Source organism: Streptococcus mitis, from assembly GCF_023110375.1.
GTDB lineage: Bacteria > Bacillota > Bacilli > Lactobacillales > Streptococcaceae > Streptococcus > Streptococcus mitis_CI.
Genome location: NZ_JALDVV010000002.1, coordinates 15,360 through 39,472, shown reverse-complemented (window position 1 = coordinate 39,472; position 24,113 = coordinate 15,360). Strand labels below are relative to the sequence as shown.

19 protein-coding genes and 2 pseudogenes are annotated in these 24,113 nt (G+C 40.4%); all 21 read left to right on the top strand.

What is annotated here, in order from left to right; all coding sequences use genetic code 11:
* Positions 1–11 precede the first annotated feature (11 nt).
* Positions 12–1,022 carry a PspC-like choline-binding domain-containing protein gene (locus tag M1G12_RS02345; protein WP_247949349.1) on the top strand — a complete coding sequence of 337 codons (1,011 nt, stop codon included), beginning with the start codon at positions 12–14 and terminating at the stop codon, positions 1,020–1,022.
* A 38-nt stretch (positions 1,023–1,060) separates the two neighbouring features.
* On the top strand, positions 1,061–2,311 hold the full coding sequence (locus M1G12_RS02340; RefSeq protein WP_247949348.1) for a hypothetical protein: 1,251 nt from the start codon (positions 1,061–1,063) through the stop codon (positions 2,309–2,311).
* 179 nt (positions 2,312–2,490) lie between these two features.
* Positions 2,491–2,901, top strand: a complete 411-nt coding sequence (locus tag M1G12_RS02335; RefSeq protein ID WP_247949347.1) for a GNAT family N-acetyltransferase — start codon at positions 2,491–2,493, stop codon at positions 2,899–2,901.
* A 341-nt stretch (positions 2,902–3,242) separates the two neighbouring features.
* Positions 3,243–3,452, top strand: a complete 210-nt coding sequence (locus M1G12_RS02330; RefSeq protein ID WP_173875948.1) for a helix-turn-helix transcriptional regulator — start codon at positions 3,243–3,245, stop codon at positions 3,450–3,452.
* Entirely contained in the window at positions 3,442–3,930 is a 489-nt protein-coding gene (locus M1G12_RS02325; RefSeq protein WP_247949346.1) for a DUF6773 family protein, read from the top strand. The genes M1G12_RS02330 and M1G12_RS02325 overlap by 11 nt, the downstream gene beginning before the upstream one ends.
* 115 nt (positions 3,931–4,045) lie before the next feature.
* On the top strand, positions 4,046–5,506 hold the full coding sequence (locus M1G12_RS02320; protein WP_247949345.1) for a nicotinate phosphoribosyltransferase: 1,461 nt from the start codon (positions 4,046–4,048) through the stop codon (positions 5,504–5,506).
* Positions 5,503–6,327 carry an ammonia-dependent NAD(+) synthetase gene (gene nadE / locus M1G12_RS02315; RefSeq protein ID WP_247949344.1) on the top strand — a complete coding sequence of 275 codons (825 nt, stop codon included), beginning with the start codon at positions 5,503–5,505 and terminating at the stop codon, positions 6,325–6,327. Before M1G12_RS02320 ends, nadE begins: the two co-directional genes overlap by 4 nt.
* Positions 6,328–6,674: 347 nt before the next feature.
* Positions 6,675–7,223, top strand: coding sequence for a GNAT family N-acetyltransferase (locus tag M1G12_RS02310; RefSeq protein ID WP_247942261.1), 549 nt, complete (start codon positions 6,675–6,677; stop codon positions 7,221–7,223).
* A gap of 153 nt (positions 7,224–7,376) precedes the next feature.
* Complete coding sequence (ccdA2, locus tag M1G12_RS02305; RefSeq protein ID WP_247949343.1) at positions 7,377–8,099, top strand: cytochrome c biogenesis CcdA family protein; 723 nt, start codon at positions 7,377–7,379, stop codon at positions 8,097–8,099.
* 13 nt (positions 8,100–8,112) lie between these two features.
* Positions 8,113–8,676: a redoxin family protein gene (locus M1G12_RS02300; protein ID WP_247949342.1), complete on the top strand. Its 564-nt coding sequence runs from the start codon at positions 8,113–8,115 to the stop codon at positions 8,674–8,676.
* A 9-nt stretch (positions 8,677–8,685) separates the two neighbouring features.
* Positions 8,686–9,798: a peptide-methionine (R)-S-oxide reductase MsrB gene (gene msrB / locus M1G12_RS02295; RefSeq protein ID WP_223329984.1), complete on the top strand. Its 1,113-nt coding sequence runs from the start codon at positions 8,686–8,688 to the stop codon at positions 9,796–9,798.
* 70 nt (positions 9,799–9,868) lie between these two features.
* Positions 9,869–10,606, top strand: a complete 738-nt coding sequence (locus tag M1G12_RS02290) for a response regulator transcription factor (protein WP_203180044.1) — start codon at positions 9,869–9,871, stop codon at positions 10,604–10,606.
* Positions 10,603–12,294: a cache domain-containing sensor histidine kinase gene (locus tag M1G12_RS02285; protein ID WP_247949341.1), complete on the top strand. Its 1,692-nt coding sequence runs from the start codon at positions 10,603–10,605 to the stop codon at positions 12,292–12,294. The genes M1G12_RS02290 and M1G12_RS02285 overlap by 4 nt, the downstream gene beginning before the upstream one ends.
* 114 nt (positions 12,295–12,408) lie before the next feature.
* Positions 12,409–12,972, top strand: coding sequence for a TIGR01440 family protein (locus M1G12_RS02280; RefSeq protein WP_247949340.1), 564 nt, complete (start codon positions 12,409–12,411; stop codon positions 12,970–12,972).
* Between the two features lie 2 nt (positions 12,973–12,974).
* Positions 12,975–18,956 carry a ZmpA/ZmpB/ZmpC family metallo-endopeptidase gene (locus M1G12_RS02275; RefSeq protein WP_247949339.1) on the top strand — a complete coding sequence of 1,994 codons (5,982 nt, stop codon included), beginning with the start codon at positions 12,975–12,977 and terminating at the stop codon, positions 18,954–18,956.
* A gap of 60 nt (positions 18,957–19,016) precedes the next feature.
* Complete coding sequence (gene pabB / locus M1G12_RS02270) at positions 19,017–20,738, top strand: aminodeoxychorismate synthase component I (protein WP_247949338.1); 1,722 nt, start codon at positions 19,017–19,019, stop codon at positions 20,736–20,738.
* Positions 20,739–20,837, top strand: a pseudogene (locus M1G12_RS02265) (alpha/beta fold hydrolase); the annotation flags it as partial. It lies immediately after the preceding gene.
* Between the two features lie 58 nt (positions 20,838–20,895).
* Positions 20,896–21,582: pseudogene (locus M1G12_RS02260) on the top strand (excalibur calcium-binding domain-containing protein); the annotation flags it as partial.
* Between the two features lie 117 nt (positions 21,583–21,699).
* Positions 21,700–22,659: an ROK family glucokinase gene (locus M1G12_RS02255; protein ID WP_020902451.1), complete on the top strand. Its 960-nt coding sequence runs from the start codon at positions 21,700–21,702 to the stop codon at positions 22,657–22,659.
* A 99-nt stretch (positions 22,660–22,758) separates the two neighbouring features.
* Complete coding sequence (locus M1G12_RS02250; RefSeq protein ID WP_247949337.1) at positions 22,759–23,193, top strand: GTP pyrophosphokinase; 435 nt, start codon at positions 22,759–22,761, stop codon at positions 23,191–23,193.
* 52 nt (positions 23,194–23,245) lie between these two features.
* Entirely contained in the window at positions 23,246–24,085 is an 840-nt protein-coding gene (locus M1G12_RS02245; protein ID WP_247949336.1) for a thymidylate synthase, read from the top strand.
* Positions 24,086–24,113 lie beyond the last annotated feature (28 nt).

Here is a 24,113-nt window from a genome sequence, read left to right as displayed (position 1 = left end):
AGAAATAAAAGATGAAACTAAAACACGTATTGACAGGATCAGTGATGGGGTTGAGCCTCGTAACAGCAGGAGTTATCACAACAAGTGTTCTCCCAACTAACACTGTAGAAGCAGCAGAATACCGTAAGGTCTATGCGGATGTAACTGCCCAAAAGGGACTAGATGGAAACTTTTACTTGGAAGTAGTTGGAGATCGTCCAGATGTCTCTGTTTCAAGTAGCTTGTTAAAGTCTTTTGAAGTTTTAGAAGCAGATACAGGACGAGTACTAATTTCAAACGGTACTTTAAGGATTGATCCAGTTACAAATGGGGAAGCTAAGAAAAATGTTGGTAGAGCAAAATTTAATTTATCTTTGCGAAATGGGAACCCCTATCCAGATGGAACCTATCTAGTTTCGTTTAAGGATTGGACACTTTCTCATGAGTCAGGTTACTTTACTTTAGTTGGAGCTATTAAATTGACCATTAAAGATGGAGAATTTGTTAAATACGAAAAAGTTAACTTAAAGCCAACACCAACACCTGTGCCAAAAACTCCAGAACAACCAAGTGAAAAGAATGGTTGGGTAGGTCGTTCTTACTACCAAAATGGCCAAAAAATTATCAGCAAATGGATCTATGATTCACAGTATAAGTCTTATTTCTATTTGAATGCTGCTGGTGAGTACGTGGAAAATGCTTGGGTAGGGAACTACTATCTTAAGTCAGGTGGTTACATGGCTAAGAGTGAATGGATTTATGATGGCAACTACGGTTCTTACTATTACTTGACATCAGAAGGAAGTTATGCGCGTAACGCTTGGTCAGGAAGTTATTACCTCAAATCAAATGGTAAGATGGCTAAGAGTGAGTGGATTTATGACAATGCTTACAAAGCTTATTACTATTTGACATCAGAAGGTAGCTACGCTCGAAACAAATGGGTAGGAGATTATTACCTTAAATCAAATGGTAAAATGGCTGTTAGCGAACGTACACCAGATGGTTACCGTGTAGATGGATCAGGTAAATGGATCAAATAATTTCTTTCTAGTATTCTAAAATATAAAGGAGATCTTAAGTGGAAGAGTTGGAAAATAAGGTACAGAACGAGACTTCAAATGATACAGAAGTTTCGGACCAAGAGACAAGCATTAAGCAGGAAAGTGGGAATAGTAATCCTGTAGCTCCTGTCTCAAGTCAGATAGGATTTGTGGATAAAGTAAAACAAATCATTGAGACACGACGTAAGGAAACTCTTGGTGTGTTGATTGCTGTTGGACTTGCTATTATCGCTTTTGTAGGCTATAACTTTTATCAAGGACAACCTAAAAGTTTAGCAAAAGAAGTCAGAGTTGAATTTTCAGGATATTCAGAGTCAGGGACTTTGACTTATAATGAAGAAGTGATTGCGGCTATGGTTAAGGAACTATCCTACAAAAAGGCTGGATTTAATAAGGAACAAGCTCAGGCCCTTGCTCAGAATGATCCGGTAGCCCTATCGGCTTTGGCAACCAATCCGCAATTAGCCTCAAAAGCTGCGCTAGCTAAGGCTATGATTAGCAGTGTTCGTTATGAATTTGATAAGAAAAGTGAGTTAAAAAATGGGGATGAAGTGACCTTTACAGTCACAACTACTTCGCAAAATTCTCCTGTTAAAGCTGAAAAGAAAACATTTAAGATTGAAACACTGAAGGAATATGAAAAAGTTTCAAAAGAAGACCTCTTGAAACTAACTCCTGTAAGTTTTGAAGGTTTCAATGGCTATGGTCGAGTTTCTATTCCTGAAACAAAAGATGAGGAAGATATTTTCACTATTGATGGTGCTTCTAATCCAAAAGATTTGAAAAATGGTGATAACATCAAACTTGTAGTTCGTGACTACTATTTGAATAAATTGAAAAAAGAAGGAAAAGTGCCTGCAGAAAAGAGTTTTGAAGTTCCAGTTTCTGGCCTGAAAGAAGTCAGTGAAATTAAGGAATTAAAGGATATTCTTAAGAAAATTGATGACTACAGTAAGTCTGAAAACAAGAATAGCTCTTCATCTTCTTATGCACTAGAACCTCAAGTAACCTTCTTAGGAGTATTTTCATCAAGTGACAGTGCTTATGAAAATGTTATTTCTTTAAGCATTCTCTATAAGGTCACTGAGACCAAATCTGATGGATCTAAAGATACTCGTTATAAAGATTATAGTTATGCAGCAGGAGTCAAAAAAGATGGCAGTGTAGATATGGATAAACTAGAAAAAGGGCAGTTTAAAACTACGACAGATTTAGAAGAATTGAAATCATATTTTTCTGGTTCTAATTTTAAAGAATATAAGCAGTGATAGTATTTTATTGATTTGATAAAACAGCATTCACAACGAAGCAACAAGCATCTCCAAGAGGGGATGCTTGTTTGTTCATTTGATGTTTATGCAAGCTGAGATGCTCAATTTTCCTTTGGTTTGACAGTCTATTGAAATAAGACTATAATCAAGCTGTATCAGTTTTCGAGGAGGTTTAGATGTACTTTAGATTGGAAAATAAGGAATCCCAGAAGGTACAAGAAATAGGGAATTTGATTCGTGCTTATAATCGTTCAAAAAGAGAAGTAGCTGAAAGTGAGCCACTTAATCTTTATGTCGAAGATGAAAAGGGCAATCTCCTGGCAGGTTTGATAGCAGAGACTTTTGGAAATTGGCTAGAAATCGAGTATTTATTTGTAAAAGAGGAACTGAGAGGGCAAGGAATCGGTTCAAGACTATTGCAGCAAGCAGAAACTGAAGCTAAGAATCGAAAGTGTCGTTTTGCTTTTGTCAATACCTACCAGTTCCAGGCACCAGACTTTTATCAGAAGCATGGCTACAAGGAAGTTTTTACCTTGCAAGACTATCCCTACACCGGACAAAGATTTTATTACCAAAAGGATTTGTAAGGTGAATATGAAAGCATAAGGCAAAGAGGGGAGTTTGACATAAGTCTCGATAAAATACCCCTTAAATACTACAAATTGTGTCTTTCTAGACGATATTGAGGATAATGCAATCGTAGCTGAGAAGTTGGGAATCAAGGTCTATCAGGTTAAGAAAAGAAGTGATGTCGTCGAAATTTTGAAATCCTATATTTAAACGTAACAATCTCTATTTTTTATGGTAGAGAGTTTTTTTTGTTAAGAAAATATTACAAAATGACATTTATATATTGCATTAAGTTAGATATATGATATAATGTTGTTAAAAAGAGGCGCAACTTTTTAAAACTATAAGGAGGACGCAGGTGGCTAAAAATTTAAAATTAAAATTAGCTCGTGTGGAGCTTGATTTAACACAAGGTCAACTGGCAGAGGCTGTTGGGGTGACGCGCCAGACTATTGGTTTGATAGAGGCGGGGAAATACAATCCCAGTCTCTCACTCTGCCAGTCCATTTGCAGATGTTTAGGGAAAACCCTAGACCAATTATTTTGGGAGGAAGAAGATGGTAACTAAATTCATTCATTATCAATTACTTGACGAAAGAGAAGAACAACTAATCAATAAAGCTGGGGCAGAGTCTTTTTCACTCTTTATTGGGCTTGTACTTCTAAGCTATTTGGTGGCAGTGTTGGCTCCATCTCTTTTTAATCCGAATTTTCTAGTGTATACTCTGATATTAGGAATTTTCTTTTTTTTCAATCGTGCCCGTTATCTGGGAGTGACCTACTATAGTCGTTTTCATTTTACGATTTTGGGTTGTTTTTTCCTAACCTTGGCTATTACGACTCTTTTGATGTTACAGAATTATCAATTCAACATAGAAATTTATCAGCACAATCCTTTGAACGTTAAATACCTATCTGCTTGGGCAATTACTTATGTCATTTACCTTCCCTGGGTCTTTATTGGCAATCTTGGTCTTAAGAGCTATGGCGAATGGGCTCAGAAAAAGTTTGAACAAGATATGGATGAACTAGAGAGTGGTGAATAGCTTGTTACTCTTTTCTCAATCAGGCTAAAATGTGATATAATAGTACTAATTTATTGGAATACATGAAAGTTCTTGAAAATTTTCATGTGTTTCTAGCTAAGGAAGTAGGAAAAGTATGTATCCAGATGATAGTTTGACATTGCACACGGACTTGTACCAGATAAACATGATGCAGGTTTACTTTGACCAAGGGATTCACAATAAAAAGGCGGTCTTTGAGGTGTATTTCCGCCAACAGCCTTTTAAGAATGGATATGCGGTTTTTGCAGGTTTGGAAAGAATTGTGAGTTATCTTGAAGACTTGCGTTTTTCAGATAGTGATATTGCCTATTTGGAATCACTAGGCTATCATGGGGATTTCTTGGACTACCTTCGCAATTTCAAGTTGGAGTTGACCGTTCGTTCTGCCCAAGAAGGGGACTTGGTCTTTGCTAATGAACCGATTGTGCAGGTGGAAGGTCCTCTAGCCCAATGTCAATTGGTAGAAACGGCCCTTTTGAATATCGTTAACTACCAGACCTTGGTGGCGACAAAGGCAGCTCGTATTCGTTCGGTTATAGAAGATGAACCCTTGATGGAGTTTGGGACACGTCGGGCTCAAGAAATGGATGCGGCTATCTGGGGAACACGCGCAGCGGTGATTGGTGGTGCCAATGGAACTAGCAACGTGCGTGCTGGTAAACTCTTTGACATTCCTGTCTTGGGGACCCATGCCCACGCCTTGGTACAGGTTTATGGCAATGACTATGAGGCTTTCAGGGCTTACGCTGCGACCCACAAAAATTGCGTTTTTCTTGTGGATACCTATGACACCCTTCGCATTGGGGTACCAGCTGCCATTCAGGTGGCACGTGAGCTGGGTGACCAGATTAATTTTATGGGTGTGCGGATTGACTCTGGGGATATTGCTTACATTTCCAAGAAAGTTCGTCAGCAACTGGACGAGGCTGGATTTACAGAGGCTAAGATTTATGCTTCAAATGACCTAGATGAAAATACCATCCTCAACCTCAAGATGCAAAAGGCCAAGATTGATGTCTGGGGTGTGGGTACCAAGCTGATTACAGCCTATGACCAGCCTGCTCTTGGCGCAGTTTATAAGATTGTGGCCATCGAAGATGAAAATGGCAAGATGCGTAACACCATCAAGCTTTCAAGCAATGCTGAAAAAGTATCGACACCAGGTAAGAAGCAAGTATGGCGCATTACCAGTCGTGAAAAAGGTAAGTCAGAAGGTGACTACATTACCTATGACGGTGTGGATGTTGCCAGCATGACTGAAATCAAAATGTTCCATCCGACCTATACTTACATCAAGAAGACCGTTCGAAACTTTGATGCTGTTCCTCTCTTGGTGGACATCTTCAAAGCAGGGAAATTAGTTTACGATTTGCCTAGTTTGACTGAGATTCAGGCCTATGCTCGCAAGGAATTTGACAAGCTTTGGGATGAGTACAAGCGCGTGCTCAATCCTCAGCATTATCCAGTGGATTTGGCGCGTGATGTATGGCAAGATAAGATGGACTTGATTGATAAGATGCGCAAGGAAGCCCTTGGTGAAGGAGAAGAAGAATGAGTTTGCAAGAAACGATTATCCAAGAACTGGGCGTGAAACCAGTGATTGATGCCCAGGAAGAAATCCGTCGTTCCATTGATTTCTTAAAAAGATACCTGAAAAAACATCCCTTCCTAAAAACCTTTGTACTAGGGATTTCTGGAGGACAAGATTCAACTTTAGCAGGACGATTGGCTCAACTGGCCATGGAAGAGCTGCGATCAGAAACGGGAGACGACAGCTACAAATTTATCGCTGTTCGCCTGCCATATGGAGTGCAAGCTGATGAAGCAGATGCTCAAAAAGCCCTAGCCTTCATCCAACCAGATGTCAGTTTAGTCGTCAATATCAAGGAATCAGCTGATGCCATGACAGCTGCAGTTGATGCGACAGGTAGTCCTGTTTCAGATTTTAACAAGGGCAATATCAAGGCTCGTTGCCGTATGATTGCTCAGTATGCCCTTGCTGGTTCCCATAGCGGAGCGGTCATTGGAACAGACCACGCCGCGGAAAATATCACAGGTTTCTTTACCAAGTTTGGTGACGGTGGTGCGGATATTCTCCCTCTTTACCGCCTCAATAAGCGTCAAGGAAAACAACTCTTGAAGGAACTTGGTGCAGACCCAGCCCTTTATGAAAAAATTCCAACAGCAGATTTGGAAGAAGAAAAACCAGGTATTGCAGACGAAGTCGCACTTGGAGTAACTTACAATGAAATTGACGACTACCTCGAAGGAAAAACAATCAGCCCAGAAGCTCAAGCGACTATCGAAAACTGGTGGCACAAAGGCCAACACAAACGCCACCTACCAATCACCGTATTTGATGACTTTTGGGAGTGAAAACCTCCAGTGGAGGTTTTCAGTCTCTCACCTTGAAATAAGAAAGTGAGAGAAGGTCTGGTAACTCACAGAGTTCGATTTCATCGTCTCACCCCCGCAACGATGACTAGGTTTGAAAAAGCTTGCTAGAGCGCATTTCAAACCAGACAGCGACTGCGTCAAGTAACTAGATGAAAAACTTGTTTTTTAGTTGTTACTGAGTTTAGTCTTTTTACCCCGAGCATGGAAACAGGTAAGCGAGGAAGGTCCGGGGGACCTTTTTAGCTTATTACCTTGAAATTCAAAAGCAAAGTAAATTTAAATTGAGGTTGGGCAGAGAATCATCTATCAGAAAGCGAGGTAGCGTCATGAAATCAATCGGTACGCAAATATTACAGACAGATCGTTTAATCTTGCGAAGATTTGTGGAAAGTGATGCAGAAGCCATGTTTCAAAATTGGGCTTCGTCTGCTGAGAATCTAACCTACGTCACTTGGGATCCTCATCCTGATGTCGAGGTCACTCGAAACTCGATTCGAAAATGGGTTGCTTTCTATGCTAATCCTAACTATTACAAATGGGCCATTTGTCTCAAAGAAAAGCCAGAGCAGGTGATAGGAGATATCAGCATCGTTGCAATAGATGAGAACGATTCTTCTTGTGAAATTGGCTATGTTCTAGGCAAGAAATACTGGGGTCATGGTATGATGACAGAGGCTTTGAAAGCTGTCTTGGACTTCTGTTTTACTCAAGCAAGCTTTCAAGAAGTCAAGGCACGTTATGCCAGTCTCAACCCAGCTTCAGGTCGTGTCATGGAGAAGGCTGGAATGTCCTATCTAAAGACTATTACCAATGGTGTAGAGAGAAAAGGCTATCTTGCGGACCTTATTTATTATCAGATAAGTAGGGAAGACTAGTGAATTTTCTTTTCAGTTTCCATCAAAGTCAGACCTTGTCTGGCTTTTTTTGCAACATTTTTTACATAACCTGATTAAATTCCTATTTTACCCTATCATTGTCCCTGTTTTTTCTGGAGTTTTGGAGATATAATAGTCCTATCAAATCAAAGAATGGAGGAAGGCAGTGGACAATGTATTCTTTTTATCAGTGTTTTTCTTGCTGGAATTCTTTCCTTCTTTTCTCCTTGTATCTTACCCTTGTTACCGGTCTATGCAGGGGTCTTGTTAGATGACAAAGATGGTGCTCAGGTTTCTAGCGGAAAAATTTCAATCTCACTTGTTAGTTTATTGCGAAGTCTGGCCTTTATAGCGGGGATTTCTTTTATCTTTATCTTACTAGGATATGGTGCTGGTTTTTTAGGAGACCTTTTGTATGCCTCTTGGTTTCAGTATGTGACGGGTGCGGTTATCATTCTCTTGGGCTTGCACCAGATGGAAGTCTTACATTTTCAGGGACTCTACAAGGAAAGAAGGATACAATTAAAGAGACAGGTACAAAAGGGTAAGGGCTATAGTCAGGCATTTTTACTGGGGTTGACCTTTAGTTTTGCTTGGACGCCATGTGTGGGACCGGTTCTGGGCTCTGTTTTGGCCTTGGCGGCTTCAGGTGGCTCAGGTGCTTGGCAGGGAGCTGGTCTCATGTTGATTTACACGCTGGGTTTGGCGCTACCATTTTTGGTTCTAGCTCTAGCCTCCAGCTATGTTTTGAAACATTTCCGAAAACTTCATCCTTATCTAGGAACCCTCAAAAAAGTGGGTGGTTTCCTCATTATCGTGATGGGAATCTTGGTGCTTTTGGGAAATGCTTCCATTTTGACTACATTATTTGAATAGAGAGGAAGAAGAAATGAAAAAATGGCAAACATGTCTCCTTGGAGTAGGCTCAATCTGTTGCTTGGCAGCCTGTTCGGCTAAAAATATGTCAGACGAAGCTACTATGAAGGAGCAAACAAAAACAGAACAAGTCAGTGCGCAAACTGCGACTAAAGGTCAGGCGGTTGCTGATTTCGAACTGACGGGAGTAGATGGCAAGACTTATCGTTTATCTGATTATAAGGGTAAGAAAGTCTATCTCAAATTCTGGGCTTCTTGGTGTTCCATCTGTCTAGCCAGTCTTCCAGATACCGATGAAATTGCTAAGGATGCTGGTGATAATTATGTTGTCTTGACAGTAGTGTCACCTGGACACAAGGGGGAACAAGCAGAAGCAGACTTTAAGAACTGGTACAAGGGTTTGGATTATAAAAACTTCCCAGTTCTAATTGACCCGTCAGGCAAACTTTTGGAAAGTTATGGTGTCCGTTCTTACCCAACTCAAGCCTTTATAGACAAGGAAGGAAAGCTGGTCAAAACGCAACCTGGTTTTATGGATAAGAATATGATTTTAAAAACATTGAAAGAAATGGGGTAGAGAAAGGTCATGAATGATAAAGTAAAATTGTTTGTCTTGGCAGGAATCTTTTTCCTAGCCATAAGCGGTTTCTATTTTCTATTGATGCGAAATGCAGGGCAGACAGATAGCTCGCAAATTGAGAAGGCATCAGTTAGCCAAGGAGGAAAAACAGTGAAAAAAACAGAAATTAGTAAAGATGCAGACTTGCACGAAATTTATCTAGCTGGGGGATGTTTCTGGGGAGTTGAGGAATACTTCTCACGCGTTCCCGGTGTGACAGATGCCGTATCAGGTTATGCAAATGGTAGAGGGGAAACAACTAAGTACGAATTGATCAACCAAACAGGGCATGCAGAAACTGTCCATGTCACCTATGATGCTAAGCAAATTTCCCTCAAGGAAATCCTGCTTCATTATTTCCGCATTATTAATCCAACTAGCAAAAATAAACAAGGAAATGATGTGGGAACCCAGTACCGTACTGGTGTTTATTACACAGATGACAAGGATTTAGAGGTGATTAACCAAGTCTTTGATGAGGTGGCTAAGAAATACGACCAACCTCTAGCAGTTGAAAAGGAAACCTTGAAGAATTTTGTCGTGGCAGAGGATTACCACCAAGACTATCTCAAGAAAAATCCAAATGGCTACTGTCATATCAATGTCAATCAGGCAGCCTACCCCGTCATCGATGCTAGCAAATATCCCAAACCAAGTGATGAGGAATTGAAAAAGACCTTATCACCTGAGGAGTATGCAGTTACCCAGAAAAATCAAACAGAACGGGCTTTTTCAAACCGTTACTGGGATAAATTTGAATCTGGTATATATGTGGATGTAGCAACTGGCGAACCCCTCTTTTCATCAAAGGACAAGTTTGAGTCTGGTTGCGGATGGCCTAGTTTCACCCAACCAATCAGTCCAGATGTTGCTACTTACAAGGAAGATAAGTCCTACAACATGACACGCATGGAAGTGAGGAGCCGAGTTGGAGATTCTCACCTGGGCCATGTCTTTACAGATGGGCCTCAGGACAAGGGTGGCTTGCGCTACTGTATCAATAGTCTTTCTATCCGCTTTATTCCCAAAGACCAAATGGAAGAAAAAGGCTATGCTTATTTACTAGATTATGTCGATTAAGAGGGCTTTCCTAAGCAGTTAGAGGAGAATTTTGCTATACTGATACTAGTAAGTGACAAAGGAGAGAAGCATGACCTATACAATTTTAATCGTAGAAGATGAATATCTGGTAAGACAAGGCTTGACTAAACTGGTCAATGTAGCAGCCTACGATATGGAAATCATCGGTCAGGCTGAAAATGGAAGGCAGGCTTGGGAATTTATACAAAAGCAGGCGCCAGATATCATTTTAACTGATATCAACATGCCTCAGCTAAATGGCATCCAGTTAGCCAGTCTGGTCCGAGAAACCTACCCTCAGGTGCATCTAGTTTTTTTGACAGGATACGATGATTTTGATTATGCCTTGTCTGCTGTCAAACTAGGTGTAGATGACTACCTGCTTAAGCCCTTTTCTCGTCAGGATATTGAGGAAATGTTGGGGAAAATCAAGCAAAAGTTGGACAAAGAAGAGAAAGAAGAGCAGTTACAAGATCTATTGACTGATAAGTTTGAGGGAAATATGGCTCAGAAAATCCAGTCCCATCTGGCTGATAGCCAGTTTAGTTTAAAGTCTTTAGCAAATGACTTGGGCTTTAGTCCGACTTATCTGAGTTCTTTGATTAAGAAAGAGTTGGGCCTACCTTTTCAGGATTATCTGGTGAGAGAACGTGTCAAACAAGCCAAGCTTTTGCTTCTGACAACGGATTTAAAGATTTATGAGATCGCAGAGAAAGTTGGTTTTGAAGATATGAACTATTTTACACAACGCTTTAAGCAGATTGCGGGTGTGACCCCTCGTCAGTTTAAGAAGGGGGAAGGTCGATGAAACGTTCTTCTCTCCTAGTCAGAATGGTTATTTCCATCTTTCTGGTCTTTCTCATTCTCCTAGCTCTGGTTGGGACTTTCTACTATCAATCTAGTTCATCAGCCATTGAGGCTAGCATTGAGGGCAATAGCCAGACGACTATCAGCCAAACTAGCCACTTTATCCAGTCTTATATCAAAAAATTAGAAACCACCTCGACTAGTTTGACCCAGCAGGCAGATGTCCTAACCTATGCTGAGAATCCCAGTCAAGAAAAGGTCAAGGGAATTCGAGATTTGTTTTTGACCATTTTAAAGTCAGACCAGGACTTGAAAGCTGTTGTGCTGGTAACCAAATCTGGTCAGGTCATTTCTACGGATGATAGTGTGCAGATGAAAACTTCCTCAGATATGATGACTGAGGATTGGTACCAAAAGGCTATTCATCAGGGAGCTAAACCAGTTTTAACTCCAGCTCGTAAATCAGATAGCCAGTGGGTCATTTCTGTCACTCAAGAACTTCTTGATGCAAAGGGAGCCAATCTAGGTGTACTTCGTTTGGATATTTCCTATGAAACTCTGGAAGCCTATCTCAACCAACTCCAGTTGGGTCAGCAGGGCTTTGCTTTTATCATCAATGAAAACCATGAATTTGTTTATCATCCTCAACATACAGTTTATAGTTCGTCTAGCGAAATGGAGGCCATGAAACCCTATATTAAGACAGGGCAGGGTTACACTCCAGACCACCAATCCTATGTCAGTCAAGAAAAGATTGCTGGAACTGATTGGACGGTGCTTGGCGTGTCTTCGTTGGAGAAGTTAGACCAGGTTCGGAGTCAACTCATGTGGACCTTGCTTGGAGCCAGTTTCACATCTCTTCTTGCCTGTCTCTGCTTGGTGTGGTTTAGTCTTAAACGCTGGATTGCTCCTTTGAAGGATTTGAGAGAAACTATGCTGGAAATTGCTTCTGGTAATCAGAATCTTCGTGCCAAGGAAACTGGTGCCCATGAACTGAGAGAAGTGACTCGTCAGTTCAATGCCATGCTGGATCAGATTGATCAGCTGATGGCGGATATTCGCAGGCAGGAAGAAACGACCCGTCAGTACCAACTTCAAGCCCTATCGAGCCAGATTAATCCGCATTTCCTTTATAATACCTTGGACACCATCATTTGGATGGCTGAATTTCAGGATAGTCAGCGCGTGGTTCAGGTAACCAAGTCTTTGGCAACCTATTTCCGCTTGGCGCTCAATCAAGGTAAGGACTGGATTTGTCTGTCTGACGAAATCAATCATGTCCGCCAGTATCTCTTTATCCAGAAACAACGCTATGGAGATAAGCTGGAATACGAAATTAATGAAAATCCTGCCTTTGATCAGCTAGTCTTGCCCAAGCTAGTGCTACAACCTCTAGTAGAAAATGCCCTGTACCATGGCATTAAGGAAAAGGAAGGCCAGGGACATATTAGAGTTTCTGTTCAGAAACAGGATTCGGGATTGGTCATCCGCATTGAGGATGATGGGGTTGGTTTTCAAGATGCTAGCGATAGTAGTCAAAGTCAACTCAAACGTGGGGGTGTTGGCCTTCAAAATGTTGATCAGCGGCTCAAACTTCATTTTGGAGAATATTATCAGATGAAGATTGATTCTGTCCCCTCAAAAGGGACGACAGTTGAAATATACATAAATAGAATAGAAACTAGCTAACTCCCAGTCAATTCTGGGAGTTTTATGCGTAATTGGGCAAGCTTTCTAGGTTGTCTATCTTGCTAAAACGTAGAAAAAACGATATGATAGATAGTGACAAAAGAGGTATCAAGTATGAAGGAAAAAGACATTCAAAGAGAAACAAGCCAGATTGTAGAAGATGTGTTGGAAAAGGCCAATTTGAAGCAAGGATCCATCTTTGTTTTGGGCCTTTCTTCTAGTGAAGTGATAGGTGGTCAGATTGGCAAGGAATCCAGCCAAGAAATTGGCGAAATCATTGTGAAAACCATCCTAGATATCCTAGAAGAAAAAGGAATTCATCTAGCTGTTCAAGGTTGTGAACATGTCAATCGGGCCCTCGTCGTTGAACGTCAGGTGGCAGAGCAGTTTGGTCTGGAAATGGTCAGTGTCCTTCCTACTCTTCATGCAGGAGGTTCAGGTCAGTTGGCAGCCTTCAAGTTTATGCAAGATCCAGTTGAGGTTGAATTTATCATGGCTCATGCTGGATTGGATATCGGGGACACTGCAATTGGCATGCATGTCAAGCATGTTCAGGTTCCGATTCGCCCTCTTTTGAGAGAGATTGGACATGCCCACGTAACGGCGCTGGCTAGTCGTCCAAAATTAATCGGAGGTGCGCGTGCGCATTATCCACAAGATTCTATCAGAAAGTCGTGAGAATGAAAAAAACAAAACAACAACTAGAAAAAATCACCAAATATTCGATTCGTAAGCTAACTGTTGGGGTAGGTCCTGTAGCCATTGGGGCCTTCCTTTTTGGTGCCAGTGCCCTTTCAGTAGATAAGGTACAAGCCAATGAAGTTGGTGGAGCTCATAGCGTTCATTACCGTTATTTGGCAGAGCAGGAATTGACCGAGTCTGAAAAAGCCCTGATTCATCATGAGGTTCCTATGGAATTTCAAGATGATGATATTCTTTATGTAGTTTATCGCAAGAAGGCAACTACCAGTCAACAACTTCCTTACACAGGAAGTAAGGAGGTCGCTCTAGCAGGCCTTGGCTTGGCAACGGCTTCTCTAGCAGTCTTTTTGGTGTCTAAAAAAGGTCGTAGAGAAGTTCTAGGTGTTCTATTGATTGGTTCTTTAGGAGCCAGCACCTTTGTACCTTATGGGACATTCGCATTTGAAAATAAAGAATTGCTTTCTTATAACCAAACTATTTCAGCCTCTACACATGAAGGCTTGGCTGAAGGGATTATCCACATTGATGGCTATGAGTATATTGGCTACTTCAAGGAAGCAGAACTCCATCCATCAAGACCAGCTTCAGCTGAGAAGCCTCAGTTGCCAGTAGAAAAGCAAAGTGCAAATGAAATCGAGAAGACAGAAGTCGTTCAAGAAAGACCTGCTGTTGCTTCAGAAACTATCGTTGAGAATCCTGTAGTAGAGACTCCAGTTGCTCCTGCTATTGAAGAAAAACCAGTTTCTGAGAAGCCTCAGACAAGACAGGAAGAGAGCTTGGTGGAGATTCCGTTTGAAACAGTCACAAATCCAGATGCGAATCTAGCAGAAGGACAGACTCGTATCGTCGTAGCTGGAGTAAAGGGTCAGCGTCGCCTTGTAACTAAAGTTTCGATAGTCAACGGTCAAGAAGTTAGAGAAGTCATCCAAGACCAAGTAGTCCAAAATCCTGTGTCGCAAGTCATTGCAGTCGGAACTAAGAAAGAGGTGCAACCTGCTCCAACTCCAGTACCACAAGCTGAACCAAGTCACCAAGTAGCTAAAGGAACTCAAGAGGAAGGTAAAACTGGCCAAGCCTTAACACAACCAGAACTTCCAGAGGCTCCAGTTGAAACGAAGGGGACCCAAGAAGAAGGCAAAGCAGGTCAAGCTCTAACGCAACCTGAATTGCCAGAGGCTCCAGTAGAAGCAAAAGGAACTCAAGAAGAAGGTAAGGTAGGACAAGCTCTAACACAACCTGAATTGCCAGAGGCTCCAGTAGAAGCAAAAGGAACTCAAGAAGAAGGTAAGGCAGGACAAGCTCTAACGCAACCCGAATTACCAGAGGCTCCAGTAGAAGTAAAAGGTACACAAGAGGAAGGTAAAGTAGGTCAAGCTCTTTTACAAGAACAGTTACCTGAGTACAAAGTAACTGAGGGAACCCTTGTTGAAACATCGACTACAGACCTAGACTACAAAACTGAAACGACTGAGGATCCAACCAAGTATACGGACGAAGAAACAGTCCTACGAAATGGTGAAAAAGGTAGTCAAGTTACTAAAACAACTTATAAAACAGTAGAAGGTGTTAAAACGGACCAAGTTCTTTCAACTAGCACAAAAGTTACCAAGGAACCTGTAAACCAACAGGTAAGTCGTGGGACAAAACCAATTGAAGGAACTCTTGTAGAAGAAAGTCTTGAAAAGATTCCATTTAAGGAAGTTATTAAAGAAGATGACCAACTGAAAAAAGGTGTAGAAGTTGTAGCTCAAGAAGGTAAAGAAGGTCAGAAAAAAATCACCAAGACCTTTAATACCGTTAAGGGTGTTAAAACAGAAGATGCACCAAAAGTTACAGAGGAAATCCTTGAGGCACCTCAAGACAAAATTTTGAAACGTGGTACCAAGAGCTTTGAAAAACCAGTATTGACCATCACAGCAGTTGAATCTAAGGACTTGAAGCGTACTTCAGATGTTAAGTATAGTCTAGAAAATCCAAGTAAGGCAGCCATTAAATCTATTACCCTAACTCTGAAAAAAGGTGATGAGATTGTCAAAACCTTGAATGTTTCACCAGACGACTTGACAACTACCCTGACAGATTTACAATACTACAAGGATTATAAACTTGAAACGAAGATGGTTTATGACCGTGGTGAGGGTGATGAGGAAGAAGTTCTGAAGGAAGAACCGCTAAGAATTGACCTCAAAAAAGTTGAAATCAAAAACATCAAAGAAACAAGCTTGATGAGTGTGGACGCTGATGGTAACGAAACAGACACTAGTTTGCTGACAGCAAAACCAGCTGATCTTGCTCCACTTTATTTACGAGTGACCACTCATGACAATAAAATAACAAGACTTGCCGTTGACAAGATTGAAGAAGTAGAAAAAGACGGAAAAACTTTATACAAAGTCACTGCCAAAGCACCTGATTTGATTCAACGGAATGCTGACAACACACTGAGCGAAGAGTATGTTCATTACTTTGAAAAACAAAAAACACACGAAGGTGATGTATATTATAGCTTTGACGACCTTGTAAAAGCTATGCAAAAAGACCCGACTGGCACATTTAAGCTTGGTAGCAATATCAATGCTGCTAACGTTAAACCAGCAGGAAAATCTTATGTTACTAATGCTTTCAAAGGAACATTAACAAGCACTGACGGTAATAAATTTACCATTAGCAATATGAACAGACCTTTATTCGGTGATATTGTCGGTGGTACTGTTAAAGATTTACTACTTGAAAATGTAAATATCGACATGCCAGGGACTGATAGGATTGCACCACTAGCGAATGTTATCAAAAATAATGCGACTGTAGAGAATATTAAAGTAACAGGTAACGTTGTTGGTAATAATGATGTATCTGGTGTTATCAATAAAATTGATGGTAGTGGAAAATTAAGTAACGTTGCATTTATCGGTAAAGTACACGCTGCTGGAAATCGAGGTGGTTACTTAACAGGTATTGTCGGTGAGAACTGGAAAGGTATTGTAGAAAAAGCTTATGTTGATGCTGAAATTACAGGTAACAAAGCTAAAGCTGCCGGAATCGTATATTCATCTCAAAATGGTGGCAACAACAGCACTTTAGGTAAAGAAGGTACTCTTCGAAACTCTGTAGCAAAAGGAACTATCGAACTGAAAGAAGCTGTTATGTCTGGTGGACTGTTAGGGACTAACTGGGCACTAGGGGCTATAGAAGATAACATCACTATGATGAAAGTTAAGACTGGTGAAATGGTCTTTGGTCACTCTGATATTGATGCTGATGATTACTTTACATACTCTAGAACGAAGCGCAACTACAGTGTTGAGGGTGTAAGTGAAGGTAAAACAACTTATAAAAATTCTAAAAAAATTCCTAGCATAACTAAAGAAAAAGCTGATGAATTAATTGCTAAAATGGGAATCACTGCTGATAAATTCGAAAGCACACTTCCTATTGAAGACAAACTGAACAATATTGTAAGTAAAGCTGATCAATACAAAAATATTGATGACTATGATGCATCTCGTGAACTTACTTACCGTAACATTGAAAAACTTCAACCATTCTACAACAAAGAATGGATTGTAAATCAAGGAAATAAATTAGCTACTGATAGTCCATTAATGACCAAAGAAGTATTGTCTGTAACTGCAATGAAAGGCAATGACTTTGTCACAGACCTTACAGATGCTGATCATATTATGATTCATTATGCAGATAAGACGAAAGAAATTAAAGCTATTACACAAAAAGAATCTAAGGTTCAACAAGTTCGTGAATATAGTATTAACGATTTAGGTGATATTGTTTACACACCAAATAGGGTTGTTAAAGATCGTGCCGATTTGATCAATGCTATCGAAAGTAAATTGAGTCCAGTTGAATTGCAATCTGATGATGTTTACAAATTATTCGGAAAAAATGGTGACGGAAAAGTTAACGCAATTAAGAACCTTTACTTAGAAGAAAGCTTCAAGTATGTTAAAGATAATCTTAATCAATTCGTTACGAAGTTAGTGGAAAATGAAGATCACCAACTGAACACTGATGAAGCCGCTAAACGTGCGTTAATTAAGAAAATTGATGACAATAAAGCTGCAGTTCTTCTTGGATTAGCTTACTTAAACCGTTACTACGGAGTTAAATTCGATGACTTTAACATTAAAGAGTTAATGTTATTCAAACCTGACTTCTACGGTAAGAATGTGAGTGTGTTAGACTTCTTGATTAAGGTTGGTTCTAAAGAAAGTAACATTAAAGGTGATAGAACTTTAGAAGCTTATCGCGAAACGATCGGTGGAGTTATTGGTATAGGTGAGTTAAACAGTTTCTTAGACTATAATATGCGTCTATTCACAAGTGACACAGACTTAAACGATTGGTTCATAAAAGCTACTAAAGATAATGTATATATCGTTGAACCTAAAACAACAACTCCTGAATTTGCTGATAAGAAACACAGAGCATACGAAGGATTAAACAACGATGTTCACGGTAAGATGATTTTACCACTTCTTAACTTAAAAGATGCGCATATGTTCTTAATCTCAACATATAACACTATGGCATACAGTTCATTTGAGAAATACGGTAAGAATACTGAAGCCGAACGTGAAGCATTCAAAGCTGAAATCAATAAAGTTGCTAAAGGTCAACAAAATTACCTAGATTTCTGGTCTCGTCTATCATTGGATAAAGTTCGCAACCAGCTGCTTAAGAGCAATAACATGGTGCCAACACCAGTACTTGATAACCAAAACTATAAAGGAATCAGCACAGATAAATATGGATATACGAATGGTGGTAAGGATGTAGCGCCTATCCGTGAATTGTACGGACCAACAGGTCGTTACCACGCAACTGACTGGCGTATGGGAGCTGTAGCTCGTATCTACGGTAATCCATATAAAGATGATTCAGTCTTCTTTATGGTGACGGATATGATTAGTGACTTTGGTATCTCAGCCTTCACTCACGAAACGACTCACGTAAATGACCGTATGGTTTATTTAGGTGGTTCAAGACACCGTGAAGGTACTGACCTAGAAGCATTTGCACAAGGTATGCTGCAATCACCTGCTGAAACAAGTCCAAACGGTGACTTTAAAGCACTAGGATTGAACATGGCCTACGAACGTCCAAACGATGGAAACCAATGGTACAACACTAATCCAAATGACCTTACTTCTCGCGCTGAAATTGATCATTACATGAAAGGTTTCAATGATACGCTTATGCTTCTTGATTATCTTGAAGGAGAAGCTGTAATTGATAAAGGCAGTAAAGAACTAAACAATGCTTGGTTCAAGAAAGTAGATAAGCAACTTCGTGGAGCTAATACGAAGAACCAATACGACAACGTTAGGGATTTAAATGCAGAAGAAAAAGAATATAATTTAACATCTGTTAACGACTTAGTAGAGAAAAACTTCATGACTAAGCACGGTCCTGGTAATGGTCAGTATGACCCAACTGGATTTGGCTCTGCCTATGTAACTGTACCTATCACTGCAGGTATCTATGGAGGTAACACAAGTGAAGGAGCACCAGGAGCAATGTCATTCAAACATAACACCTTCCGTATGTGGGGTTACTTTGGATATGAAAAAGGCTTCCTAAATTATGCTTCTAACATGCTGAAAAATGAGTCTAAACAAGCAGGTCATGCTACTCTAGGTGATGACTTTATCATTAAGAAAGTTTCTGATGGTAAATTTAATACTCTAGAAGATTGGAAGAAAGAATACTTCAAAGAAGTTGTTGATAAAGCAAAAGTAGGATTTAACCCTGTTACAATCGACGGTACTACATACAGTAGTTACGATGACTTGAAGAATGCATTTGCTGCTGCCGTTGATAAAGATAAAGCTACTCTTAAAAATGGCTCAGTTAAATTTGATAATACCGTATCACTTAAAGAGAAATTATTCAAAAAACTTCTTCAACAAACAAACAGCTTTAAAACTTCAATCTTTAAATAATTGAAATCTCTCATCTGCTTTGCGGATGAGGGTTTTCTTATTTTGTGCTATACTTAAGGTATGCATAGAAAAACAGTGATTGATTTTAGGGCTTTGGGGGAGAGATACACCTTTACCCAGCCTATTAAAGAGTTGAAAACGAGAAATGTAGCAGAAGTGGCAGATTTGCTGGCACAAGTGGAAAGCTACCAAGAGCAGGGCTACTATGTGGTGGGCTATGTCAGCTATGAGGCTGCACCCGCTTTTGAGGAGAAATTAGCAGTTCATAAAGCTCCTTTACTGGCAGAGTATCTGCTATATTTTACAGTTCATGATAGGGTAGAAACATCACCTATTCCTCTGACTTATGATGAGGTTAATTTGCCTTCAAATTGGCAGGAAGTAACGTCTGCAGAGGACTATGAAAAGGCGATTGCACAGATTCACCATCATTTGCGGCAGGGAGACACTTATCAGGTCAACTACACCGTCCAACTCAAGCAAGACTTAAGCGCTAATCCTTTTGCCATCTACAATCGTATGGTGGTAGAGCAGGAGGCGGGTTACAATGCTTATGTTGAACATGACGAGATGGCAGTGATTTCCATGAGCCCAGAGCTCTTTTTTGAGCAAAATGGCCGCGAGTTGACAACGCGACCAATGAAGGGAACGACTCAGCGTGGCATGACCGACCAAGAAGACTTGGAGCAGGCCAGTTGGTTGGAACAGGATCCCAAAAATCGCTCTGAAAATATGATGATTGTAGACCTCTTGCGCAATGATATGAACCGTATTTCTGAAGTGGGAAGTGAGCATGTGGAGCGTCTTTGCCAAGCGGAACAGTATTCAACTGTCTGGCAGATGACTTCGACCATCAAGAGTCAGTTGCGAGAGGATGTGGACCTTGTTGAAATTTTCCGCTCACTCTTTCCTTGCGGTTCCATAACGGGAGCACCGAAAATTGCGACTATGGAAATTATCAAAAATTTGGAACCTCAACCGCGTGGAGTTTACTGTGGAACGATTGGTCTCCTGCTTCCAAATGGACGACGAATTTTTAATGTTGCTATCCGAACTATTCAACTGTATCAAGGGAAAGCCATCTATGGAGTTGGCGGAGGTATTACATGGGATAGCACTTGGGAATCTGAATACCGCGAGCTTCATCAAAAGGCGGCAGTTCTTTATCGTAAACAAGCTCGTTTCCAAATAATTACAACTGGAAAAATCAGTCAGAAGAGCTTGCTGTTTGAAGATCAACATTTGGAAAGACTGAGAAAAGCTAGTCGATATTTTGCTTATCCTTTTGACCCAGAAATTTTGAGACAAAAGATTGAAGCAGAGTGTCAGACTTGTGATGCTAATCAAGATTACCGCTTGCGTATTTCTCTCAGCAAGTCTGGAGAGATAGAAGTCGAACGCCGAGTATTAACACCCCTCAGTCCAAGTTTTTGTCAGGCCAAACTTTGTCTGCAGGAAGCCAATTTGCAACAAGCATTTACCTACTTCAAAACGACTCACCGACCGCATTTGAGCTTAGGGGAACAAGAGAAGATTTATCACAATAAGTCTGGAGAGCTACTTGAAACCTCTATCGGAAATTTGGTTCTGAAAATCACTGGAAAACTCTATACACCGCCTATCCGACTTGGAATCTTACCAGGAATTTACCGTCAGCATTTGCTGGAAACAGGAGAAGTAGAAGAGAAAATCTTGACATTGGCAGATTTAGTCCAAGCAGAAGCTATTTACGCCTGTAATGGAGTGAGAGGCTTGTATAAACTAAGCCTTGAGGAGAGCTAGGTGAAACTGATATTTTTACACGGGTTAGGGCAGTCAGCAGAGAGTTGGAAAGAAGTTCGGAATTATTTGAAGGATAAGCTCACAAATGTTCTTGAATTGCTGAAATAAGTTTGATAAAATAATAGTGAAATCGATAACATCGTTATAGGAGAACGAAATGAATAAACGTCTATTTTTAAAAATGAGTCTGGCTACCTTGCCAGTCTTAGCCTTGTTTTCACAACCTGTGTTAGCAGAAGAAAACATTCATTTTTCTAGTTGTAAAGAAGCTTGGGCGAATGGATACGCAGATATTCACGAGGGAGAACCTGGTTATTCTGCCAAGTTAGACCGCGATCATGATGGTGTGGCTTGCGAATTGAAAAATGCTCCTAAGGGTGCTTTTAAAGCAAAACAAGCGGCTACAACTCAAACTGATACAACTTCATCCACAGCAAGTGGTTGGGTTAAGCAGGACGGTTCTTGGTACTATTTTGATGGAAATGGAAATCCAGTGAAAAATGCATGGCAGGGAAGCTATTACCTGAAAGCTGATGGTAAAATGGCACAGAGTGAATGGATTTATGACTCTTCTTATCAAGCTTGGTATTATTTGAAATCAGATGGTTCTTATGCAAAAAATGCATGGCAAGGAGCTTATTACCTTAAATCAAACGGTAAAATGGCACAAGGTGAGTGGGTTTATGACTCTTCTTATCAAGCCTGGTATTACTTGAAATCAGATGGTTCTTATGCTCGCAATGCATGGCAAGGAAACTACTATTTGAAATCAGATGGTAAAATGGCTAAAAATGAGCGAGTTGATGGAGGCCGCTACTATGTAGATGCTTCAGGTCTATGGAAACCATAAGTAAGGATAAAATCTAGAAAGTTAATGCAAACCTTTGCATAAATGAGTGAATTTTGTTATACTATATCTGTAAGCATTTTCAATTAATTCATAATAAAAAAGGAGAATATGATGAGTCAAAAGATTATTGGGATTGACCTTGGTGGAACTTCTATCAAATTTGCAATCTTAACAACAGCAGGAGAAATCCAAGAAAAATGGTCTATCAAGACTAATATTTTGGATGAGGGAAGTCATATCGTAGATGATATGATTGAGTCTATTCAGCATCGTTTGGACTTGCTTGGATTGGCAGCAGCGGACTTCCAAGGAATTGGGATGGGATCACCAGGTGTGGTTGACCGTGAAAAAGGGACTGTTATCGGTGCCTACAACCTCAACTGGAAAACCCTTCAACCAATTAAAGAGAAGATTGAAAAGGCCTTGGGTATTCCATTCTTCATCGATAATGATGCCAACGTAGCTGCTCTTGGTGAGCGTTGGATGGGGGCTGGTGATAACCAACCAGATGTTGTATTTATGACACTCGGTACTGGTGTTGGTGGCGGTATCGTCGCTGAAGGCAAATTGCTTCACGGTGTTGCTGGTGCAGCAGGTGAGCTTGGTCATATCACTGTTGACTTTGATCAACCAATCGCATGTACTTGCGGTAAGAAAGGTTGCCTTGAGACAGTCGCTTCAGCAACAGGGATTGTCAACTTGACTCGTCGCTATGCCGATGAATACGAAGGCGATGCAGCCTTGAAACGCTTGATTGATAATGGAGAAGAAGTAACCGCTAAGACTGTCTTTGATTTGGCAAAAGAAGGAGACGATCTTGCTTTGATCGTTTACCGTAATTTCTCACGTTACTTGGGAATCGCTTGTGCTAACATTGGCTCAATCCTAAACCCATCAACAATCGTTATCGGTGGTGGTGTATCAGCTGCGGGAGAATTCCTTCTACAAGGTGTTCAAAAAGTCTACGATGAAAATACCTTCCCACAAGTACGCACAACTACTAAACTAGCTCTTGCAACTCTAGGAAATGACGCTGGAGTTATCGGAGCAGCATCACTTGTATTGCAATAAAATAAAAATGACAGAGCTTGGTGATTCATCAGGCTCTTTTTCAAGATCATAATTGTAAATATAACTCTTAACTTTTTGATTTTAGAAAGGAGATTTTAAATGAATAAGTCAGAACAATCCATGTTTGAATTAGCTTTGTCCATCGCAAAAAAAGCACATGAGGGACAATATGATAAGGCTGGAGTAGTTTATATCAAACACCCTCTTTTTGTAGCAAGTCTGGTCGATACGCAAGAAGAAAAGGCAGTCGCTCTATTGCACGATGTTCTTGAAGATAGCCCTTATACAGCAGAAGAACTAATATTGGCTGGTTTACCAGAGACTGTTGTTACTGCAGTGCAGGTACTGACCAAGAAAAAGGGACAAGATTATCAACAATATTTGGAACTTGTTAAATCGAATCCTATAGCACGTTGTGTCAAATTAGCAGATTTGAAACATAATTCAGATTTATCTAGACTAGCTACAATTACTGAAAAGAATCTGGAACGATTTGAAAAATACAAGAAAGCTATTGATTATCTGAGCATGTAGAAAAGCTTTTTTTATGCTATACTAGTTAGGACAATAAATGAGGTGAGAGTAAATGACAAAAGCAGATACGATTTTTAAAGAAAATATTGAACGAATCCTCAAAGACGGTGTCTTTTCTGAGCAGGCACGTCCTAAGTATAAGGATGGAACTGTTGCTAACTCCAAGTATGTAACGGGTGCATTTGCCGAGTATGACTTGGCCAAGGGAGAATTTCCTATCACAACCTTACGTCCTATTGCAATCAAATCAGCCATAAAGGAAGTGCTCTGGATTTACCAAGATCAGTCTAATAGCTTAGAAGTACTGAATAGCAAGTACAATGTTCACTACTGGAATGACTGGGAAGTGGGAGATACAGGAACCATCGGTGAGCGCTATGGTGCCGTTGTTAAGAAACACGATATCATCAATAAGCTTCTCAAGCAGTTGGAAGCCAATCCTTGGAATCGTCGTAATATCATCTCGCTCTGGGATTATCAAGCTTTCGAAGAAACAGATGGGTTGCTCCCATGCGCCTTTCAGACCATGTTTGATGTCCGCCGTGTTGATGGAGAAATCTATCTGGATGCGACCTTGACCCAGCGTTCTAACGATATGCTGGTGGCCCACCACATCAATGCTATGCAGTATGTGGCTCTTCAAATGATGATTGCCAAGCATTTTGGCTGGAAGATTGGGAAGTTCTTCTACTTTATCAACAATCTTCATATTTATGACAATCAATTTGAACAAGCTCAGGAATTGCTCCGTCGTGAGCCATCAAACTGCCAACCACGTTTGGTCTTGAATGTGCCAGATAAGACTAATTTCTTTGATATCAAAGCAGAGGACTTTGAGTTGGTGGATTATGACCCTGTCAAGCCGCAGTTGAAGTTTGACCTAGCTATTTAAAAGAATAGAAAAAAGAAGTTGAGAAAAT

Excerpts from the sequence above, each read along its gene's own strand:
- M1G12_RS02345 (WP_247949349.1), top strand. The coding sequence starts at position 12 with ATGAAACTAAAACACGTATTGACAGGATCAGTGATGGGGTTGAGCCTC.
- M1G12_RS02335 (WP_247949347.1), top strand. The coding sequence starts at position 2,491 with ATGTACTTTAGATTGGAAAATAAGGAATCCCAGAAGGTACAAGAAATA.
- M1G12_RS02325 (WP_247949346.1), top strand. The coding sequence starts at position 3,442 with ATGGTAACTAAATTCATTCATTATCAATTACTTGACGAAAGAGAAGAA.
- M1G12_RS02320 (WP_247949345.1), top strand. The coding sequence starts at position 4,046 with ATGTATCCAGATGATAGTTTGACATTGCACACGGACTTGTACCAGATA.
- nadE (WP_247949344.1), top strand. The coding sequence starts at position 5,503 with ATGAGTTTGCAAGAAACGATTATCCAAGAACTGGGCGTGAAACCAGTG.
- M1G12_RS02310 (WP_247942261.1), top strand. The coding sequence starts at position 6,675 with ATGAAATCAATCGGTACGCAAATATTACAGACAGATCGTTTAATCTTG.
- ccdA2 (WP_247949343.1), top strand. The coding sequence starts at position 7,377 with ATGGAGGAAGGCAGTGGACAATGTATTCTTTTTATCAGTGTTTTTCTT.
- M1G12_RS02300 (WP_247949342.1), top strand. The coding sequence starts at position 8,113 with ATGAAAAAATGGCAAACATGTCTCCTTGGAGTAGGCTCAATCTGTTGC.
- msrB (WP_223329984.1), top strand. The coding sequence starts at position 8,686 with ATGAATGATAAAGTAAAATTGTTTGTCTTGGCAGGAATCTTTTTCCTA.
- M1G12_RS02290 (WP_203180044.1), top strand. The coding sequence starts at position 9,869 with ATGACCTATACAATTTTAATCGTAGAAGATGAATATCTGGTAAGACAA.
- M1G12_RS02285 (WP_247949341.1), top strand. The coding sequence starts at position 10,603 with ATGAAACGTTCTTCTCTCCTAGTCAGAATGGTTATTTCCATCTTTCTG.
- M1G12_RS02280 (WP_247949340.1), top strand. The coding sequence starts at position 12,409 with ATGAAGGAAAAAGACATTCAAAGAGAAACAAGCCAGATTGTAGAAGAT.
- M1G12_RS02275 (WP_247949339.1), top strand. The coding sequence starts at position 12,975 with ATGAAAAAAACAAAACAACAACTAGAAAAAATCACCAAATATTCGATT.
- pabB (WP_247949338.1), top strand. The coding sequence starts at position 19,017 with ATGCATAGAAAAACAGTGATTGATTTTAGGGCTTTGGGGGAGAGATAC.
- M1G12_RS02255 (WP_020902451.1), top strand. The coding sequence starts at position 21,700 with ATGAGTCAAAAGATTATTGGGATTGACCTTGGTGGAACTTCTATCAAA.
- M1G12_RS02250 (WP_247949337.1), top strand. The coding sequence starts at position 22,759 with ATGAATAAGTCAGAACAATCCATGTTTGAATTAGCTTTGTCCATCGCA.
- M1G12_RS02245 (WP_247949336.1), top strand. The coding sequence starts at position 23,246 with ATGACAAAAGCAGATACGATTTTTAAAGAAAATATTGAACGAATCCTC.